This is a genomic window from Cohnella baijiui, from assembly GCF_020731285.1.
Taxonomy (GTDB): domain Bacteria; phylum Bacillota; class Bacilli; order Paenibacillales; family Paenibacillaceae; genus Cohnella.
The window spans coordinates 23542-36891 of sequence record NZ_JAJFOW010000016.1 but is presented as its reverse complement, the minus strand read 5'-3'; the positions used below and the strand labels follow the sequence as shown (position 1 = coordinate 36891).

The 13350-nt window shown below is 62.0% G+C and carries 10 protein-coding genes and 2 riboswitches; of the genes, 7 read left to right on the top strand and 3 right to left on the bottom strand.

Annotated features, from left to right (window positions below):
- Positions 1-61 precede the first annotated feature (61 nt).
- Entirely contained in the window at positions 62-2215 is a 2154-nt protein-coding gene (gene uvrC / locus LKX83_RS16105) for an excinuclease ABC subunit UvrC (RefSeq protein ID WP_227883309.1), read from the top strand.
- A 396-nt stretch (positions 2216-2611) separates the two neighbouring features.
- On the opposite strand, the gene LKX83_RS16100 is transcribed toward uvrC, so the two are convergent.
- Positions 2612-4312 carry a CPBP family intramembrane glutamic endopeptidase gene (locus LKX83_RS16100; RefSeq protein ID WP_227883308.1) on the bottom strand — a complete coding sequence of 567 codons (1701 nt, stop codon included), beginning with the start codon at positions 4310-4312 and terminating at the stop codon, positions 2612-2614.
- A gap of 260 nt (positions 4313-4572) precedes the next feature.
- Positions 4573-4778: riboswitch (cyclic di-AMP (ydaO/yuaA leader) on the top strand.
- Positions 4779-4963: 185 nt separating this feature from the next.
- Between LKX83_RS16100 and LKX83_RS16095 the strand changes: the two genes are divergently transcribed.
- The 5 genes from LKX83_RS16095 to LKX83_RS16075 all read left to right on the top strand — a co-directional run bounded on the left by LKX83_RS16095 (position 4964) and on the right by LKX83_RS16075 (position 10584).
- The gene (locus LKX83_RS16095; RefSeq protein ID WP_227883384.1) at positions 4964-6304 is read left to right on the top strand and encodes a TrkH family potassium uptake protein; all 1341 of its coding nucleotides are present in this window, start codon (positions 4964-4966) and stop codon (positions 6302-6304) included.
- A gap of 40 nt (positions 6305-6344) precedes the next feature.
- Positions 6345-7661: a TrkH family potassium uptake protein gene (locus LKX83_RS16090; protein WP_227883383.1), complete on the top strand. Its 1317-nt coding sequence runs from the start codon at positions 6345-6347 to the stop codon at positions 7659-7661.
- Positions 7662-7680: 19 nt separating this feature from the next.
- Positions 7681-8343, top strand: a complete 663-nt coding sequence (locus LKX83_RS16085) for a potassium channel family protein (protein ID WP_227883307.1) — start codon at positions 7681-7683, stop codon at positions 8341-8343.
- Between the two features lie 16 nt (positions 8344-8359).
- Positions 8360-9613 carry a cation:proton antiporter gene (locus LKX83_RS16080; RefSeq protein WP_227883306.1) on the top strand — a complete coding sequence of 418 codons (1254 nt, stop codon included), beginning with the start codon at positions 8360-8362 and terminating at the stop codon, positions 9611-9613.
- A 68-nt stretch (positions 9614-9681) separates the two neighbouring features.
- Positions 9682-10584: a polysaccharide deacetylase family protein gene (locus LKX83_RS16075; RefSeq protein WP_227883305.1), complete on the top strand. Its 903-nt coding sequence runs from the start codon at positions 9682-9684 to the stop codon at positions 10582-10584.
- Positions 10585-10679: 95 nt separating this feature from the next.
- On the opposite strand, the gene LKX83_RS16070 is transcribed toward LKX83_RS16075, so the two are convergent.
- On the bottom strand, positions 10680-11315 hold the full coding sequence (locus LKX83_RS16070) for a 3D domain-containing protein (protein WP_227883304.1): 636 nt from the start codon (positions 11313-11315) through the stop codon (positions 10680-10682).
- A 6-nt stretch (positions 11316-11321) separates the two neighbouring features.
- A riboswitch (cyclic di-AMP (ydaO/yuaA leader) is annotated at positions 11322-11524 on the bottom strand.
- A gap of 74 nt (positions 11525-11598) precedes the next feature.
- A complete protein-coding gene (locus tag LKX83_RS16065; protein WP_227883303.1) occupies positions 11599-12519 on the bottom strand; it encodes a LysR family transcriptional regulator in 921 nt (306 codons plus the stop codon).
- A gap of 145 nt (positions 12520-12664) precedes the next feature.
- Between LKX83_RS16065 and LKX83_RS16060 the strand changes: the two genes are divergently transcribed.
- Positions 12665-13336, top strand: coding sequence for a succinate dehydrogenase cytochrome b558 subunit (locus tag LKX83_RS16060; RefSeq protein WP_227883302.1), 672 nt, complete (start codon positions 12665-12667; stop codon positions 13334-13336).
- Positions 13337-13350 lie beyond the last annotated feature (14 nt).

Genomic DNA, 13350 nt, shown 5'->3' with positions numbered 1-13350 from the left:
GCCGCGGTGTGGTACAATGAAGGGTGCGGGATTCACCGATCCAAGCGGGAGGCATGTTATTATGGATACCCTTCAAACCGAATCGCAGGCGGATCGCGATCGCGCCAGCGAGCGCATCCGCAACAAGCTGGCGCTGCTGCCCGACCGGCCGGGCTGCTACCTGATGAAGAATGGCGAAGGCACGATCATCTACGTGGGCAAGGCCAAAGTGCTGAAAAACCGCGTTCGCTCGTACTTTATCGGCAGCCACAACGTCAAGACGCAGCGTCTCGTCTCGGAAATCCGGGATTTCGAATATATCGTAACGGCTAGCAACATGGAGGCGCTGATCCTCGAGTGCAATCTGATCAAGCAGCACCTCCCCCGTTATAATGTCCTGCTGAAGGACGATAAGTCGTTTCCCTACTTAAAAATTACGAACGAAAAGCATCCGAAGCTCGAGGTGACCCGGCGCGTCCTCAAGGACAAGGCGAAGTACTTCGGTCCATACCCGAACGCCTATGCCGCCCAAGAGACGAAGAAGCTGCTCGACCGGCTGTATCCGCTGCGCAAATGCAACACGCTGCCGGATAAGGTGTGCCTCTACTACCATCTGGGACAATGCGTCGCGCCTTGCGAGTACCCCGTCGAGCCGTCCGAGTACGAGCGGATGGTCGGCGAGATGACGCGTTTTCTGAACGGGGGGCACGGGGAAATCAAGCGCGAGCTTCAGCGCAAAATGGAGGTGGCGGCCGAGGAACTGGCGTTCGAGCGGGCGCGCGAGTACCGGGACCAGATCGTCGCGATCGAATCGCTCATGGAAAAGCAGACGATCACGATGACGGACGCGATGGACCGCGACGTGTTCGGCTACGCCGTCGACAAAGGTTGGATGTGCGTGCAGATTCTTTATATGCGGCAGGGGAAAATGATCCAGCGCCACGTTTCCGTTTTTCCGTATTACGGGGAGGCGTACGAGGACTTCATGACTTACGTGACGCAATATTATAGCGAAAATCCGGCGCTGCCCCGCGAAATGCTGCTGCCGCCCGCCCCGGAGCACGCTGCTCCGGAAAGCGCGGCACCGGCCGCAGGGACGTCTTCGGGCGAGCATGGAAAAACTGCCGCGACGGTGGTCTCGGGGGCGGCAGCTGCAGGCGATGCCGCGGAGGCCATCGCCGATGCGGACGGCACGGCAACGCCGGAGCGCGTCGAGGCGATCCTCGCCAGCTTGTCCGAGTCGGCGGACGAGGAGGCTGGCGGCGAGGAGGCCGCGAGCGAAGAGGGCGGCGACATCGGCGAGTCGCTGCGCAGCTGGCTGCGCATCAAGGTCGCGGTGCCCAAACGCGGGTCCAAGCGCCAGCTCGTGAACATGGCCTGCGGCAACGCCCGCGTCGCGCTGGAGGAGAAATTCCGGCTCATCGCCCGGGACGAGGAGCGCAGCGTAAAGGCGGCGGCGGGCCTTGCCGAGTGGATCGGAATCCCGTCGGCGCACCGCATCGAGGCGTTCGACAACTCCAACATCCAAGGCGCCTCGCCGGTGTCGGCGATGGTCGTCTTCACGGACGGCAAGCCGGATCGCAAGGAGTATCGCAAGTACAACGTGCGGACGGTGCAGGGGCCGGACGATTACGAGACGATGCGGGAGGTCATCCGCCGGCGGTACGAGCGCGTCCTGAAAGAAGGATTGGCGCTGCCGGACCTGATCGTCATCGACGGAGGCAAAGGGCAGATCGCGTCGGCCGTCGACGTGCTCGTCAACGAGCTCGGGCTCGACGTACCGGTCTGCGGGCTCGCCAAGGACGACAAGCACCGCACCGCGCAGCTGCTCGTCGGCGATCCGCCGGAGGTGGTGCCGCTGCCGCGCGACAGCCAGGAATTTTATCTTCTCCAGCGCATCCAGGACGAGGTGCACCGCTTCGCCATCACGTTCCACCGCGAAAAGCGGGCCAAGTCGATGATTGCCTCGCGTCTCGACGCAATCCCGGGCATCGGGGAGAAGCGGCGGAAGCAGCTGCTCAAGCACTTTGGCTCGCTCAAGGCGATCCGCGAGGCGTCCGTCGCCGACTTCAAGCCGCTATCCATCGGCGAGTCGCTTGCCAAGCGGATTCTCGAGGCGTTGAACGACGAGGAAGGCGGGGCTAAGGGCGCCGCTGCCGCAGCCGAGCCCGAGGGGCTCGGGGCCGAGACGGAAGGGCTCGGGGCCGAGGCGGAGGTTCAAGGCACCGAAATGTAAGGCTCAAAAAGGGAGCGCGAAGCGAAAGCTTCGGCTCCCTTTTTTGATTGGGCAAACATGGGGAGCCGCAGACGGGAACGGGGAGGAGATGTGCGAAAAAACCGATTAACTCGGGCGTAAGTGGGGTGAAAGGCGAGGAGATGTGCAGAAAAACCGACTAACTCGGGCGTACGTAGGGTGGAAGGCGAGTAGATGTACGGAAAAACCGAATAACTCGGGCGAAAGTGAGGTGGAGGGTGAGGAGTTGTGCGGAAATACCGAATATCTCGGGCGTAAGTGGGGTGAAAGGCGAGGAGATGTGCAGAAAAACCGATTAACTCGGGCACGAGAGAAATTGGCGGCACGGGGGGAGATGCATAAATCATCCGCATCTCTCCCCGCCGCAGACAGCCGCCTTTACAGCGGCCTCGCCACGCTGCGTCCCGGGAAGCGGCTGCGCAGCCACCAGACGGCGATGCCGACGACAGCCGGCAGAAGGAAGCTGACGATGCCGCCCCCGTTGTCCGCGGGCAGGCCGTCGGTCAACATCTGCACGCCCATGAGCGTGGAGTCCAGCACGACGTGCGCGAAGACGACGGTCAGCAGGCCGAAGCGCAGCATGAACCAGCCGAAGAGCAGCCCCATGAGCGTTAGCTCGATGAGCCGCGTATGCACCGGGTACACGGCGTATCCGACGTGGCCGAACGCCCAGATCGCCGAAGCGGGGACCATCGCCGCCAGCGTGAGCGTGGCTGCGGTCCTGCGCGAAGGCTCTCGCCGCAGGAGGCGGGAAGCCCCGCCGACGAACCAGCGGCGGAACATGCCGATGCTGAAAAGCCGGCTCTGCAGCTCCTCCGAAATGCCGGCGCACCAGCCGAGCAGCGGCAGGAGCCACGGATAGGCCATGTTGTACATGGACTGCGAGGCGTCGGACGAGTAGAAGGAGCCTAACAGAGCTTGCAGGACGACAAGAATGACCGACTGGGCGCCGAGCAGGATCATCGCCAGCACGTACCCCTGCCCAACGCTGCGCAGCACGTGGCTGCCGTAGCCGGGGTCGCGCCATCGCGGCCAGAGCGTATAGCCCATCGACCGCCAGAGGCCGTCGCCGCCGACCGCGCTGAAGTACGTCAGCAGCGCCATGGCGGCATAGATGACCAGGTTGACGATTAAAAGTCCCATTACGCCGCCGTCGCCCGTCACCCCCGTCTCGGCGGCCACCTGCGCTCGGAACCCCGCCTTGAGGTTAAACGTAAAGCCCGCATACAGCAGGAAAAACGCGCTGGACAAGAAGATGCCGCGGCGGAACGAAGTCCAACCGCTGTAGGTGGCCGCGTAAATGACCGCCAGCACGAACAGCGTCAGCATCGGCAGCACGAATCCGAAAATGGACAGCTTCGCGGCGATTTTCTCCTGCCCGGCCATGTACGCGGTATAGGCGTCGGGCAGGACGTAGCGATACGTCAGCCGCTCCTCGGGCTTGACCAGCAGCTGCAGCCGGGCCTCGCCCAGCCCGGTCTTGCGGGATTGGAGCACGACGGCGCCGTCCGGCGCAGCGTCGCCCGTCGGCTCCCACTCGCTCTCGTCGTAGCGGAGCTGCCCGATCCAAGCGAGCGCGTCGGCCGTCTGCTCCCGGGTGGCCGGCTCCGCGGCCGAGGCTGCAGCCGACGAAGCGGCCGGCGCCGCCTGTCGGCCGATCAAGCCGGACGCGCCCGCACCGGTGCCGCCCCGCGTCCAGGCGACTAGCTCGCCGGTCTGCATGTGCAGCGCCAGCCGGAGCCGCTCGCCGCCGCCGGACGTCCGGATGTCAACCTCGTATACATCGGTCGGAAAGCGAGCGTCCCAGCTCTTGTCGTACGTCTGGACGAGCCGTTCCTTGGACAGGTAGCCGACCGTGCCGCTGTCGGACAAATGGGTGACCTCGACACGATCGGCCGCATCCGGACGGATGCCCCATTTTTCGGCAGCGTAGCTCAAGGCTTGAGCGCGGGTGCCTTCGCGATCCAGGACGCGGCCCGAGCCGGGCTCCGATAGCGAACCCGAATTCGGGAAAACCTGGAGAAAGAGGAAGAGCAGGAAGCCAATTCCGGAAATCGCGTACCAGCGAAAAGAAAGCAAATTAGACCCCTCCGATCGGTTCTTGGACCAAGAAAACGCATACACGGGGCCCATGGAAGCCGAATCCTCGTTTTTCCCCGCTTATCGGCCGGAATGGATGCCCGAGCGAGAGAAAGATGAAGAATCGTCGTAAAAATACGTTTCTATGGCCGCGAAAAGCTCGTATATCCGCTTTTACCGTATAATTTCGCGTTTTTTGCTGTTGTGCGTCCTTCATGGACGGACTATAATGCGGTGTAATGTTCTTTCCATAATTTCATCATACTATCCAGCCGAATTTCTGCAAGAAAACGGGGGAACCACATGTTTGACCGCCTTTGCGCTCGCTAACCGATCGATCGAGCCGAAGGCATGGGGTGAATTCCGGCATCCGCCGCGCGCCGCACGCGCGCTGCAAGCCGGTTAGGGCAGCCTGTTCAAGCCCGAACCCGACAGCTAACCTCGTAGGCTGCTTACGAACAGGACTCGCATGCGCGCAAAGGCATTGGAGCTCCAGTGTCTTTTTTTATGCGCTCGTACGAGGTTAGGGCGCCCGGACGGCCTATCGTCCGGGCTGCAAGATGCGCGCGTTCGAACGCGCTTGCCGGCGTTTGCCGGCATCCGCTGAGGCGTTGCGCGACGGAATGGTTATGCTACGAGGTGACTTGCTTGATTAAGAAATGGTTTCGATGGTTCTATGCTTCCCCGCCGCGCGTCATCGCCTCCGGCTTTGCCGCCATCATTTTCGCCGGCATGGTGCTGCTGCATTTGCCGTACGCCTCGGCGTCCGGCGAGCCGACGCCCTGGCTCGAGGCGTTTTTCGTTTCCGCTTCGGCGACTTGCGTGACGGGGCTGGCGCGCATCGATACCGGCCTGTATTTTTCCGCATTCGGCCATGGGGTCATCCTGCTCCTCGTGCAGCTCGGCGGACTCGGGTTCATGACGGCGGGCACGCTGTTCGCGCTTTTCGCCGGCCGGAAGGTGTCGCTCAAAGATAAGCTGATCCTGCAAGCATCGCTGAATCACGGATCGCTTGAGGGCATCGTCAGACTGGTGCGCCGGGTGCTCGTCTATGCTTTGTGCATCGAAGGCATCGGCGCAATCCTGTTCACGCTGCGATTCCTGGCGGACATGAGTCCTGGGCGCGCCCTGTATTACGGGGTGTTCCACAGCGTGTCGTTCTTCAACAACGCGGGCTTCGACCTGTTCGGCGAGTTTCGCAGTTTGAAGCCCTATGTAGGGGACGTCTACGTCAACCTGCTGTCGATCGTGCTCATCGTACTCGGCGGCGTCGGCTTCATCGTCTTGTCCGATCTGGCCGAGTACCGGACCCGGCGCCGGTTGTCGCTGCACTCGCGCATCGTGCTCTGGGTGTCCGCGTTTCTCATCGTGATCGGAACGGTGACGATCCTAATCTTCGAGTACACGAACGAAAATACGCTGGGCCCGCTTGGCTTCGGCGACAAGCTGCTCGCCGCGCTGCTGCAGTCGGTGACGACGCGCTCGGCGGGCGTGACGACGGTCGACGTTCCGTCGTTCCGCGACGCCACGCAGTTCGCCATGATCCTGCTCATGTTCGTCGGCGCTTCGCCGGGCTCGACCGGGGGCGGGATCAAGACGACGACGTTCGCCGTGCTGGCGAGCGCCGTGTGGGCGATGATCCGGGGCCGCGAAGACGTGGTGCTGTTTCGCGCCCGCATGGAACAGGCCAAAGTAAACAAGGCGATCACTGTCACGGTGCTGTCGCTGGTTATCGTTATCGGATCGGTGATGATCCTGTCGATTACGGAGAACCAGTCGTTCCTGATCATTCTATTCGAAGTCATGTCCGCTTACGCCACCGTCGGGCTGTCGGCCGGGATGACCGGCGACCTGACGCCGTTTGGCCAAATCCTCCTTACGATTCTCATGTTCGTCGGCCGACTGGGCCCGCTGACCTTCACTTACGCGCTGGGCAGCCGATCCGGCCGGACGCTCTATCGCAACGCGGAAGGCCGTATCATTATTGGGTAAGGGAGCGTTCGACGTGCTAACGAAATTTTTGAGATGGCTCATGGCCTCTCCTCCGCGGCTTCTCGTCCTGGGGTTCGCGATGATCATCCTGATCGGCGCGCAGATATTGGCTTTGCCCGTTTCGGCGGCATCGGGGGAGCGCACGCCGTTCATCGACGCCCTGTTCACGTCGACGTCGGCGACCTGCGTGACGGGGCTTGTGACGCTAGATACCGGAACGCACTACTCGACATTCGGCCAGGGCGTCATCCTGGTGCTGATCCAGATCGGCGGCCTCGGCTTCATGACGATGGCGACGCTGTTCGCCTTTTTCCTGAAGCGCAAAATCTCGCTCAAAGAGCGGCTCATCCTGCAGGAGGCGCTTAATCAATCCGATATGGAAGGCATCGTCCGGCTTGTGCGCAGGGTCGTCCTGTACGCGCTGACGATCGAAGCTTCCGGCGCGCTGCTGTTCTCCGTCCGCTTCCTGTTCGACATGCCGCCTGGCAAAGCGTTATACTACGGCGTTTTCCATGCCATCTCCTTTTTTAACAACGCCGGCTTCGACGTGATGGGGGAATTCCGCAGCCTGACGGACTACGTGGACGATCCGCTGGTCAATATCGTGACGATGCTGCTGATCATCCTGGGGGGCCTCGGTTTCGTCGTCCTCTCCGACTTGACGGACTGGCGCAATAAAAAGCGCCTTTCTCTGCATTCCAAGGTCGTGCTCAGCATGACCGGCTTTTTGATCCTGTTCGGCGCGGTCGTCATCTTCGCGTTCGAATATTCGAATCCGGGAACGATGAAGCCGCTGCCGCTCGGGTCGAAGATTCTGTCCGCCTTTATGCAGTCGGTCAGTCCGCGCACGGCCGGGGTCAATACGCTCGATCTGGCTGGACTCCGGCAGGCGACGCAGTTCTTTATCGTCATCCTGATGTTCATCGGGGCTTCTCCCGGCTCGACGGGGGGCGGGATCAAGACGACGACGTTCGCCGCGCTGCTCGGTGCCGTCTGGGCGATGATCCGCGGCAGGGAGGACGTCGTCATGTTCAAGTACCGTCTCGCGCAGGAGCGGGTGAACAAGGCGTTGACGCTGACGCTGCTCGCGGTGGCGCTCGTCATCGTGGCGACGATGATCTTGTCTACGACGGAGGACCATCATTTTCTCATGATTCTGTTCGAGGTGACGTCGGCGTTCGGCACGGTCGGGTTGTCGATGGGACTGACCACCCAATTGACCTTGACCGGCAAAGTCATCATTATTCTCATGATGTTCATCGGCCGGCTCGGCCCGCTGACGCTGGGCTACGCGCTGGCGCCGAAGCAGGAGCGCGCCTTGTACCGGCAGGCGGAAGGCAAAATCATCATCGGCTAAAAAAGAGAGGGCATCCATCATGAAATTCAATCAGTTCGTCATTATCGGCCTCGGCCGCTTCGGTTCCAGCATCGGTCAGGAGCTCATACAGCTCGGCTACGAGGTGCTCGGCGTGGACCGGGACGAAGAGAAGGTCGAGGAGATGAGCCGCGTGCTGACGCACGCCGTCGTCGCGGACGCGACCGAAGAAGGCGTGCTCCGTTCGATCGGCGCGCGGAACTTCGACTGCGGCGTCGTCGCGATCGGCGACGACATCCAGGCGAGCATCTTGGCGGCCATCCTGCTCAAGGAGCTCGGCGTGAAAAAGGTGGTGGCCAAAGCGGTCTCGGGGCTGCACGGGCGCGTGCTCGAACGGATCGGCGTGGACCGCGTCATCTACCCCGAGCGGGACATGGGCATCCGCCTCGCCCACCAGCTTGTGTCGCCGAACCTGCTCGATTATATCGAGCTGTCCAAGCAATATACGATCGCGGAGCTGAACGTGCCGGGCTGCCTCTCAGGCAAGACGCTCTCGGAGGTGAATCCCCGGGGCCGCTACGGTTGCAGCATCGTGGCGATCAACAAACCGAAAGGCATCATCATCGCGCCGACGGCCACGGACGTGCTTGCGGAACGAGACGTGATGGTCGTCATCGGCACGAATCAGCAGATCGAATCGTTCCAGCATTCAATCGGTCAATAAGGGGCGGATGTAAGGCGTGGACAATCCTACGATGGAGACGGTGCACCACCTCCTGATCTTGCTCTTGCTCGTCTTTGGCACTGGCATGATCGCGGGGCGTCTGGCCGCCTGGCTGCGCCTCCCGGACGTTGTGCTGTTCATCGCCGCCGGCATGCTGCTTGGCACCGGGCTGCACTGGATTTCGGAGGCGAGCGGCTCGCTTACGAACCAGCTCATCCTGGCGGTCGGCTCGGCGCTCATCCTGTTCGACGGCGGGCGGAATATCCGCCTCCGCGGCCTCCGCGAGGTGGCGATCACGGTGTCGCTGCTCAGCGTCGCCGGCGTCGTCGTGACGGCGGCCGTGTGCGGGGCGGCGGCGCATTACGCGCTCGGCCTCGATTGGACGACGTCGTTGTTGATCGGGGCGGTCATCTCGTCCACCGATCCGGCGACGATCATCCCGGTGTTCCGCCAGGTCAAGGTCAAGGCGCGCCTGCGGGAAACGGTGGAGAGCGAGTCGGCCTTCAACGACGCGACGGGCTCGATCCTCACGTTCGCGCTGCTCGCCGTCCTCACGGAAGGCAAGCCGCTCAGCGCCGGCGGAATCGCGCTGGACTTCGTCAAGACCGCCTTCGGCGGGCTGGCGGTCGGCCTTGTCTTTGCGCTGGCCGGTTCCTTTCTCGTCGCGCACGTCAAGTGGGGCGCGTTGAAGGAGTATGCGGCCATCGCGATGATTGCGTTGGCGATCGGCGCATACCTGCTCGGGGATTTGCTGCACGTTAGCGGGCTGATGGCGACGTTCGCCGCAGGTATCGTCTGGGGCAACTCCCATCTGTTCCGGCTGCCGATGGAGGACAAACAGGCGGAGCTCGGGCATGTCGCGGACAACGCGACGGTCATGCTGCGGATGTTCATCTTCGTGCTGCTCGGCAGCCAAGTGAAGTTCGCGCTCCTCGGCACTTATTTCTGGCCGGCGCTGGCGGTCGTGCTCGTTCTCGTGTTCGTCGCCCGCCCGCTCGCGGTGCTTGCCTCCGCGCTGCCGGACGTCAGGGCGCGCTGGACCCGCCCGGAGCTACTGTTCATGTGCTGGGTCCGGGAGACGGGTGTCATCCCGGCTGCGTTGGCCGGCATGATCGCGGCCCGGGGTATAGAGGGAGGAGACCGTCTCACGGCGGTCGTCTTCATGGCGATCGCCTTCACGATCCTCGTTCAGGCCAGTACGACCGCCTGGTGGGCCAAGCGGCTGGGACTGGCGATTCCGTCCGAGAAAGTTTCGTCCAATCTGCCCTGAAAAAGAATGAGATCGCCCCCAACCGTTCACGCTAAGGGAAGTGCCGGTAGGGGGAGTGGAAATGATTGATGAAGAAACCTGCGAAGCTTAGACGGTGGATCGCCCTCGGGTGGTGCGCCGTCGTTCTGTTGTCGGCCGCCTCCGCCGCCTGGCCGAACCCGCGGGCGGATGCCGCGGAGCCCGGCCGGGAAACTGCAGCGAAGGTGTCTACGGATGCCGGGCTTGCCGGAAACGCGCCCGCCTCCGACCCCGCCATCGCGGGCGAGAAACGCAAGGCCCGCAAGCGGCCGCCGGGCGGAAATTGGACGGAACTGCAGCGTAGATACCGGGGCGTCTTCGTGCTTTCGGCTTCCCGCCAGTCGATGCGGATTGCCCTCACCTTTGACGACGTACCCGACCCCCGGTACACGCCGCTCGTCCTCGACATCCTGAAACGCAAAAAAGCGCCTGCCACCTTTTTCATCGTCGGGAGCCGGGCCAAGAAGCATCCGGCGCTCGTGCGGCGAATCGTCGCGGAAGGCCATGCGATCGGGAATCACTCCTACGATCACCCCGGCTTTTCGCGGCTTCCGCTGTCCGCCGTGAAGCGGCAGATCGTCAAGACGGGAGATGAAATCCGGCGCATCGTCGGCTTTGCGCCCCGGTTCGTCCGCCCTCCGTACGGGGAGATCGAAGCCGTCCAGCTGGCCTGGGCAAAAGAAAACGGCTATACGGTCGTCAACTGGGACGTCGACTCGTCCGACTGGCGGCAGCTGCCCGCGAGCCGCGTGTTCGCCAATGTGACCCGCTCCGTGCGTCCCGGCTCCATCGTCCTTCTCCATGCAGGCGGAGGACAAGGGCAAAATCTGTACGGGACGGCGCGGGCGCTGCCGCAGATCATCGATTGGCTCCGGGCGAAAGGCTACGAACTGGTCACCGTGCCGGAGCTGCTGGGGCTGCCCGAGCGCCGGGATGCCGCGGCGCCGGACTGATTCCGGACCTTGGGAAACGCAAAGCCCGCCTCGTCCAAGCCGTTGGCAAAGGACGGGCGGGCTTGCGTATCGCTAACGCAAATTGAAAAAATGTTTTAGTCCAGGACGTACAGTTTAACGTATTGGTAACCGAACTTCGACACTTCGGCGCGCGAGCCGGGCACGAAGATGTCGATGCGGTCGCCTTTGATCGCGCTGCCGGCGTCCGTCGCCTTGGCGACCATGCCGCCGACGGGCAGGCCCGCAAAGTCGTATCCGGTGATGTAAACCTTGGTGCCGAGCGGAATCACTTTCGGGTCGACGGCGATCGTGCCGAGCTTCAGCGGGTTGCCGAAGTAGTCGACGGGTCCCCAGCCGTTTTCTTCGTTCGAAGCCGAATAAGCGGATGCCTTCATGGTTACTACTTTCGAATAGGAGAGCGTTTCGCCCTTCGGCGTGCTGACCGTCGCGGCTGTTGCCGTGAGCTTGGCGTTGGCTGCTGGAGCCGCCGCCGTCGTCGGCGCCGGAATCGTGAGCTTCAGGCCCTCGTAAATGTTCAGCGGGTCGATGTTTTCGTTGAAGCTCATGAGCTTGTCCAACGGAACGTTGAACTGCTTGGACAGCTTCCAGAACGTGTCGCCTTCCTTGGCCGAGTAGCTGGTGGCCGCGGAAGCGGTGAAGGCAGGCAGCAGCACAGCCGCGCCCAGCGCCAGCGAAGCGGCGCGCAGTCCGACTTTCTTGATGTTACGCATACGTGATGAAGTCCTCCTCTGTGCCGGCGAGGTTAGCTGTCGGGTTCGGGCCGGAGATCAACCCTACGTGGGCAGTCAACGCTATGTAAGCTTGCGCAGCATATTGCACGATTCACCCCAAGCGCGGCTCCGGCGGAACGGCGTTCCGGCGCGGTCTCGCGCATTCGTATCTGGTCCCCCGCACCTTGCGGTTTTGGCTGAATTGGTTAAGCCCGCCAGATTTCGGCGGATTTAACTCTTTTAGAGGATAACATGACCCGCAAAGCGGTTGGAACCGGAAACATTACCCACCCGGGCCGTTCTGACGGGCTCCCCGCGCGAAGAAGGCGATCGTCTCCTCGATGAGATAGCGGGTCGAAGGCGCCAGCCAGCCGAGTTCGCCGTAGATGAGGGAGGTCGTCCGTTTAATCAGCTCCAGCTCCTTGATGCGTACGACGTAAAGCTCGTTGTCCTCGAGCAATTGCGCCCGCAAATAGGACTTCGGAAGCAGCGTGCCGGCCCGGCTCGCCCCGAGCAGCCGAACGATCGCCTCGAAGGAGTCGATCTCCATTCGGACGTCCGGCTTGATGCCGTATTGGCGGAACAGCTCGTCGGTCAACGTGCGGTACCAGGTGCCCGGCGCGAACAGAATCATCGGCAGGGCGTTCAGATCGTTCATGGCGAGCTGCGTTCTTTCCAATATAAAATGCGTGCGCGGCAGGACGAGCATGAGCGTGTCGTCGAACAGCGGGACGCTCGTGATCGCCGAGTCGTCCTCGACGGCGGAGGCGACGATGCCGAAGTCGACCTTGCGCTCTTTAACGAATGTGGCGATCTCGTGCGATTTGCCGGTGATCGCTTTGATTTCGAGATTCGGATGCTTCTCGGTCATCGCCGTGATGAGCTCGGGGAGCGTCGTCTGGAGCGTCGTCAGACTGGCTCCGATCGTGGCGATCGGCGCCTCCTCGGATTTGAAAGCGTTCAAGCGCTGCAAATACTCGCCGTGAAACCGGCGCAATTCGAGGGCGAATTCGTAGGTTAGCTGGCCGGCCGCCGTCAGCTCGAGTCGCTTGCCGATCCGGCGGAACAGACTGACGCCGAGTTCGCGCTCCAGGCGGGCGATCCGGCGGGATAGCGCGGGCTGCGTCACGTTCAGCCGCTCCGCCGCGCGGTTGAGGCTCGTATGCTCTACGACCGTCGCGAACATCCTCATATCTTCGAGCATCGGAATCTTCCTCCTTGCATATGTCGTTTGGTTATAAGTTTTAATAATAAATAAGCAGTTCCATTATAAGCGAAAATGGAGTAACCTAAAAAGCGTGTAGAATTGGTGACAATTGCACGGATGCGAAAGGAGAACGCACATCGACATGAAAGGTAACTCGTATTTCGCCCGCAAGCTTCACTCGCTTCTGGGGGTCATTCCGCTCGGATTGTTTTTCGTTGAGCACGCCTTGACGAACTATTCCGCGTTCGAGCACGGCAAGGAGGGGTTCGTGAAGAGCGTCAACAACCTGCATGAGCTGCCGCTTATCTTCTTCCTCGAGCTCTTCATCATTTGGCTGCCGATCCTGTTCCACGGCATCTACGGTCTGTACTTGGCCTTCACGTCCAACTACAACACAGGCCGGTACCAGTACGGACGGAACTGGGCGTTCGCGCTGCAGCGGATTACCGGCGTCATTACGTTCGTCTTCGTGTTCTGGCACGTGTGGCAGACCCGCATTCAAGTGACGCTCGGCAATACGACATACGAAGAGCTCGGGGAGCACATGCACGGAATCGTGACCCAGCCGGGCTTTTTCATCATGTACTTCATCGCCGTGATCGCGGCCGTCTTCCATTTCTCCAACGGCCTGTGGGCGTTCCTGGTCAGCTGGGGAATCACGGTCGGCCCGCGCGCGCAGCGCGTGTCTTCGAACATCTGCATGGGGATTTTCGTCATCGTCACCGTGCTGTTCCTGCTGTCGTTGTTCGCGTTCCGCGGCGAAGAGTTCGCTTCTTCGGCGCCGGTTGCGGTCGCACTCGGAATGTTAGGTTGATCGGGAGGAGAATC

Bases quoted from the DNA above. Each gene is read 5' to 3' on its own strand.
- LKX83_RS16065 (WP_227883303.1), bottom strand. From the start codon at position 12,519: ATGCTCGAAGATATGAGGATGTTCGCGACGGTCGTAGAGCATACGAGC.
- LKX83_RS16075 (WP_227883305.1), top strand. From the start codon at position 9,682: ATGAAGAAACCTGCGAAGCTTAGACGGTGGATCGCCCTCGGGTGGTGC.
- LKX83_RS16090 (WP_227883383.1), top strand. From the start codon at position 6,345: ATGGCCTCTCCTCCGCGGCTTCTCGTCCTGGGGTTCGCGATGATCATC.
- LKX83_RS16060 (WP_227883302.1), top strand. From the start codon at position 12,665: ATGAAAGGTAACTCGTATTTCGCCCGCAAGCTTCACTCGCTTCTGGGG.
- uvrC (WP_227883309.1), top strand. From the start codon at position 62: ATGGATACCCTTCAAACCGAATCGCAGGCGGATCGCGATCGCGCCAGC.
- LKX83_RS16070 (WP_227883304.1), bottom strand. From the start codon at position 11,315: ATGCGTAACATCAAGAAAGTCGGACTGCGCGCCGCTTCGCTGGCGCTG.
- LKX83_RS16085 (WP_227883307.1), top strand. From the start codon at position 7,681: ATGAAATTCAATCAGTTCGTCATTATCGGCCTCGGCCGCTTCGGTTCC.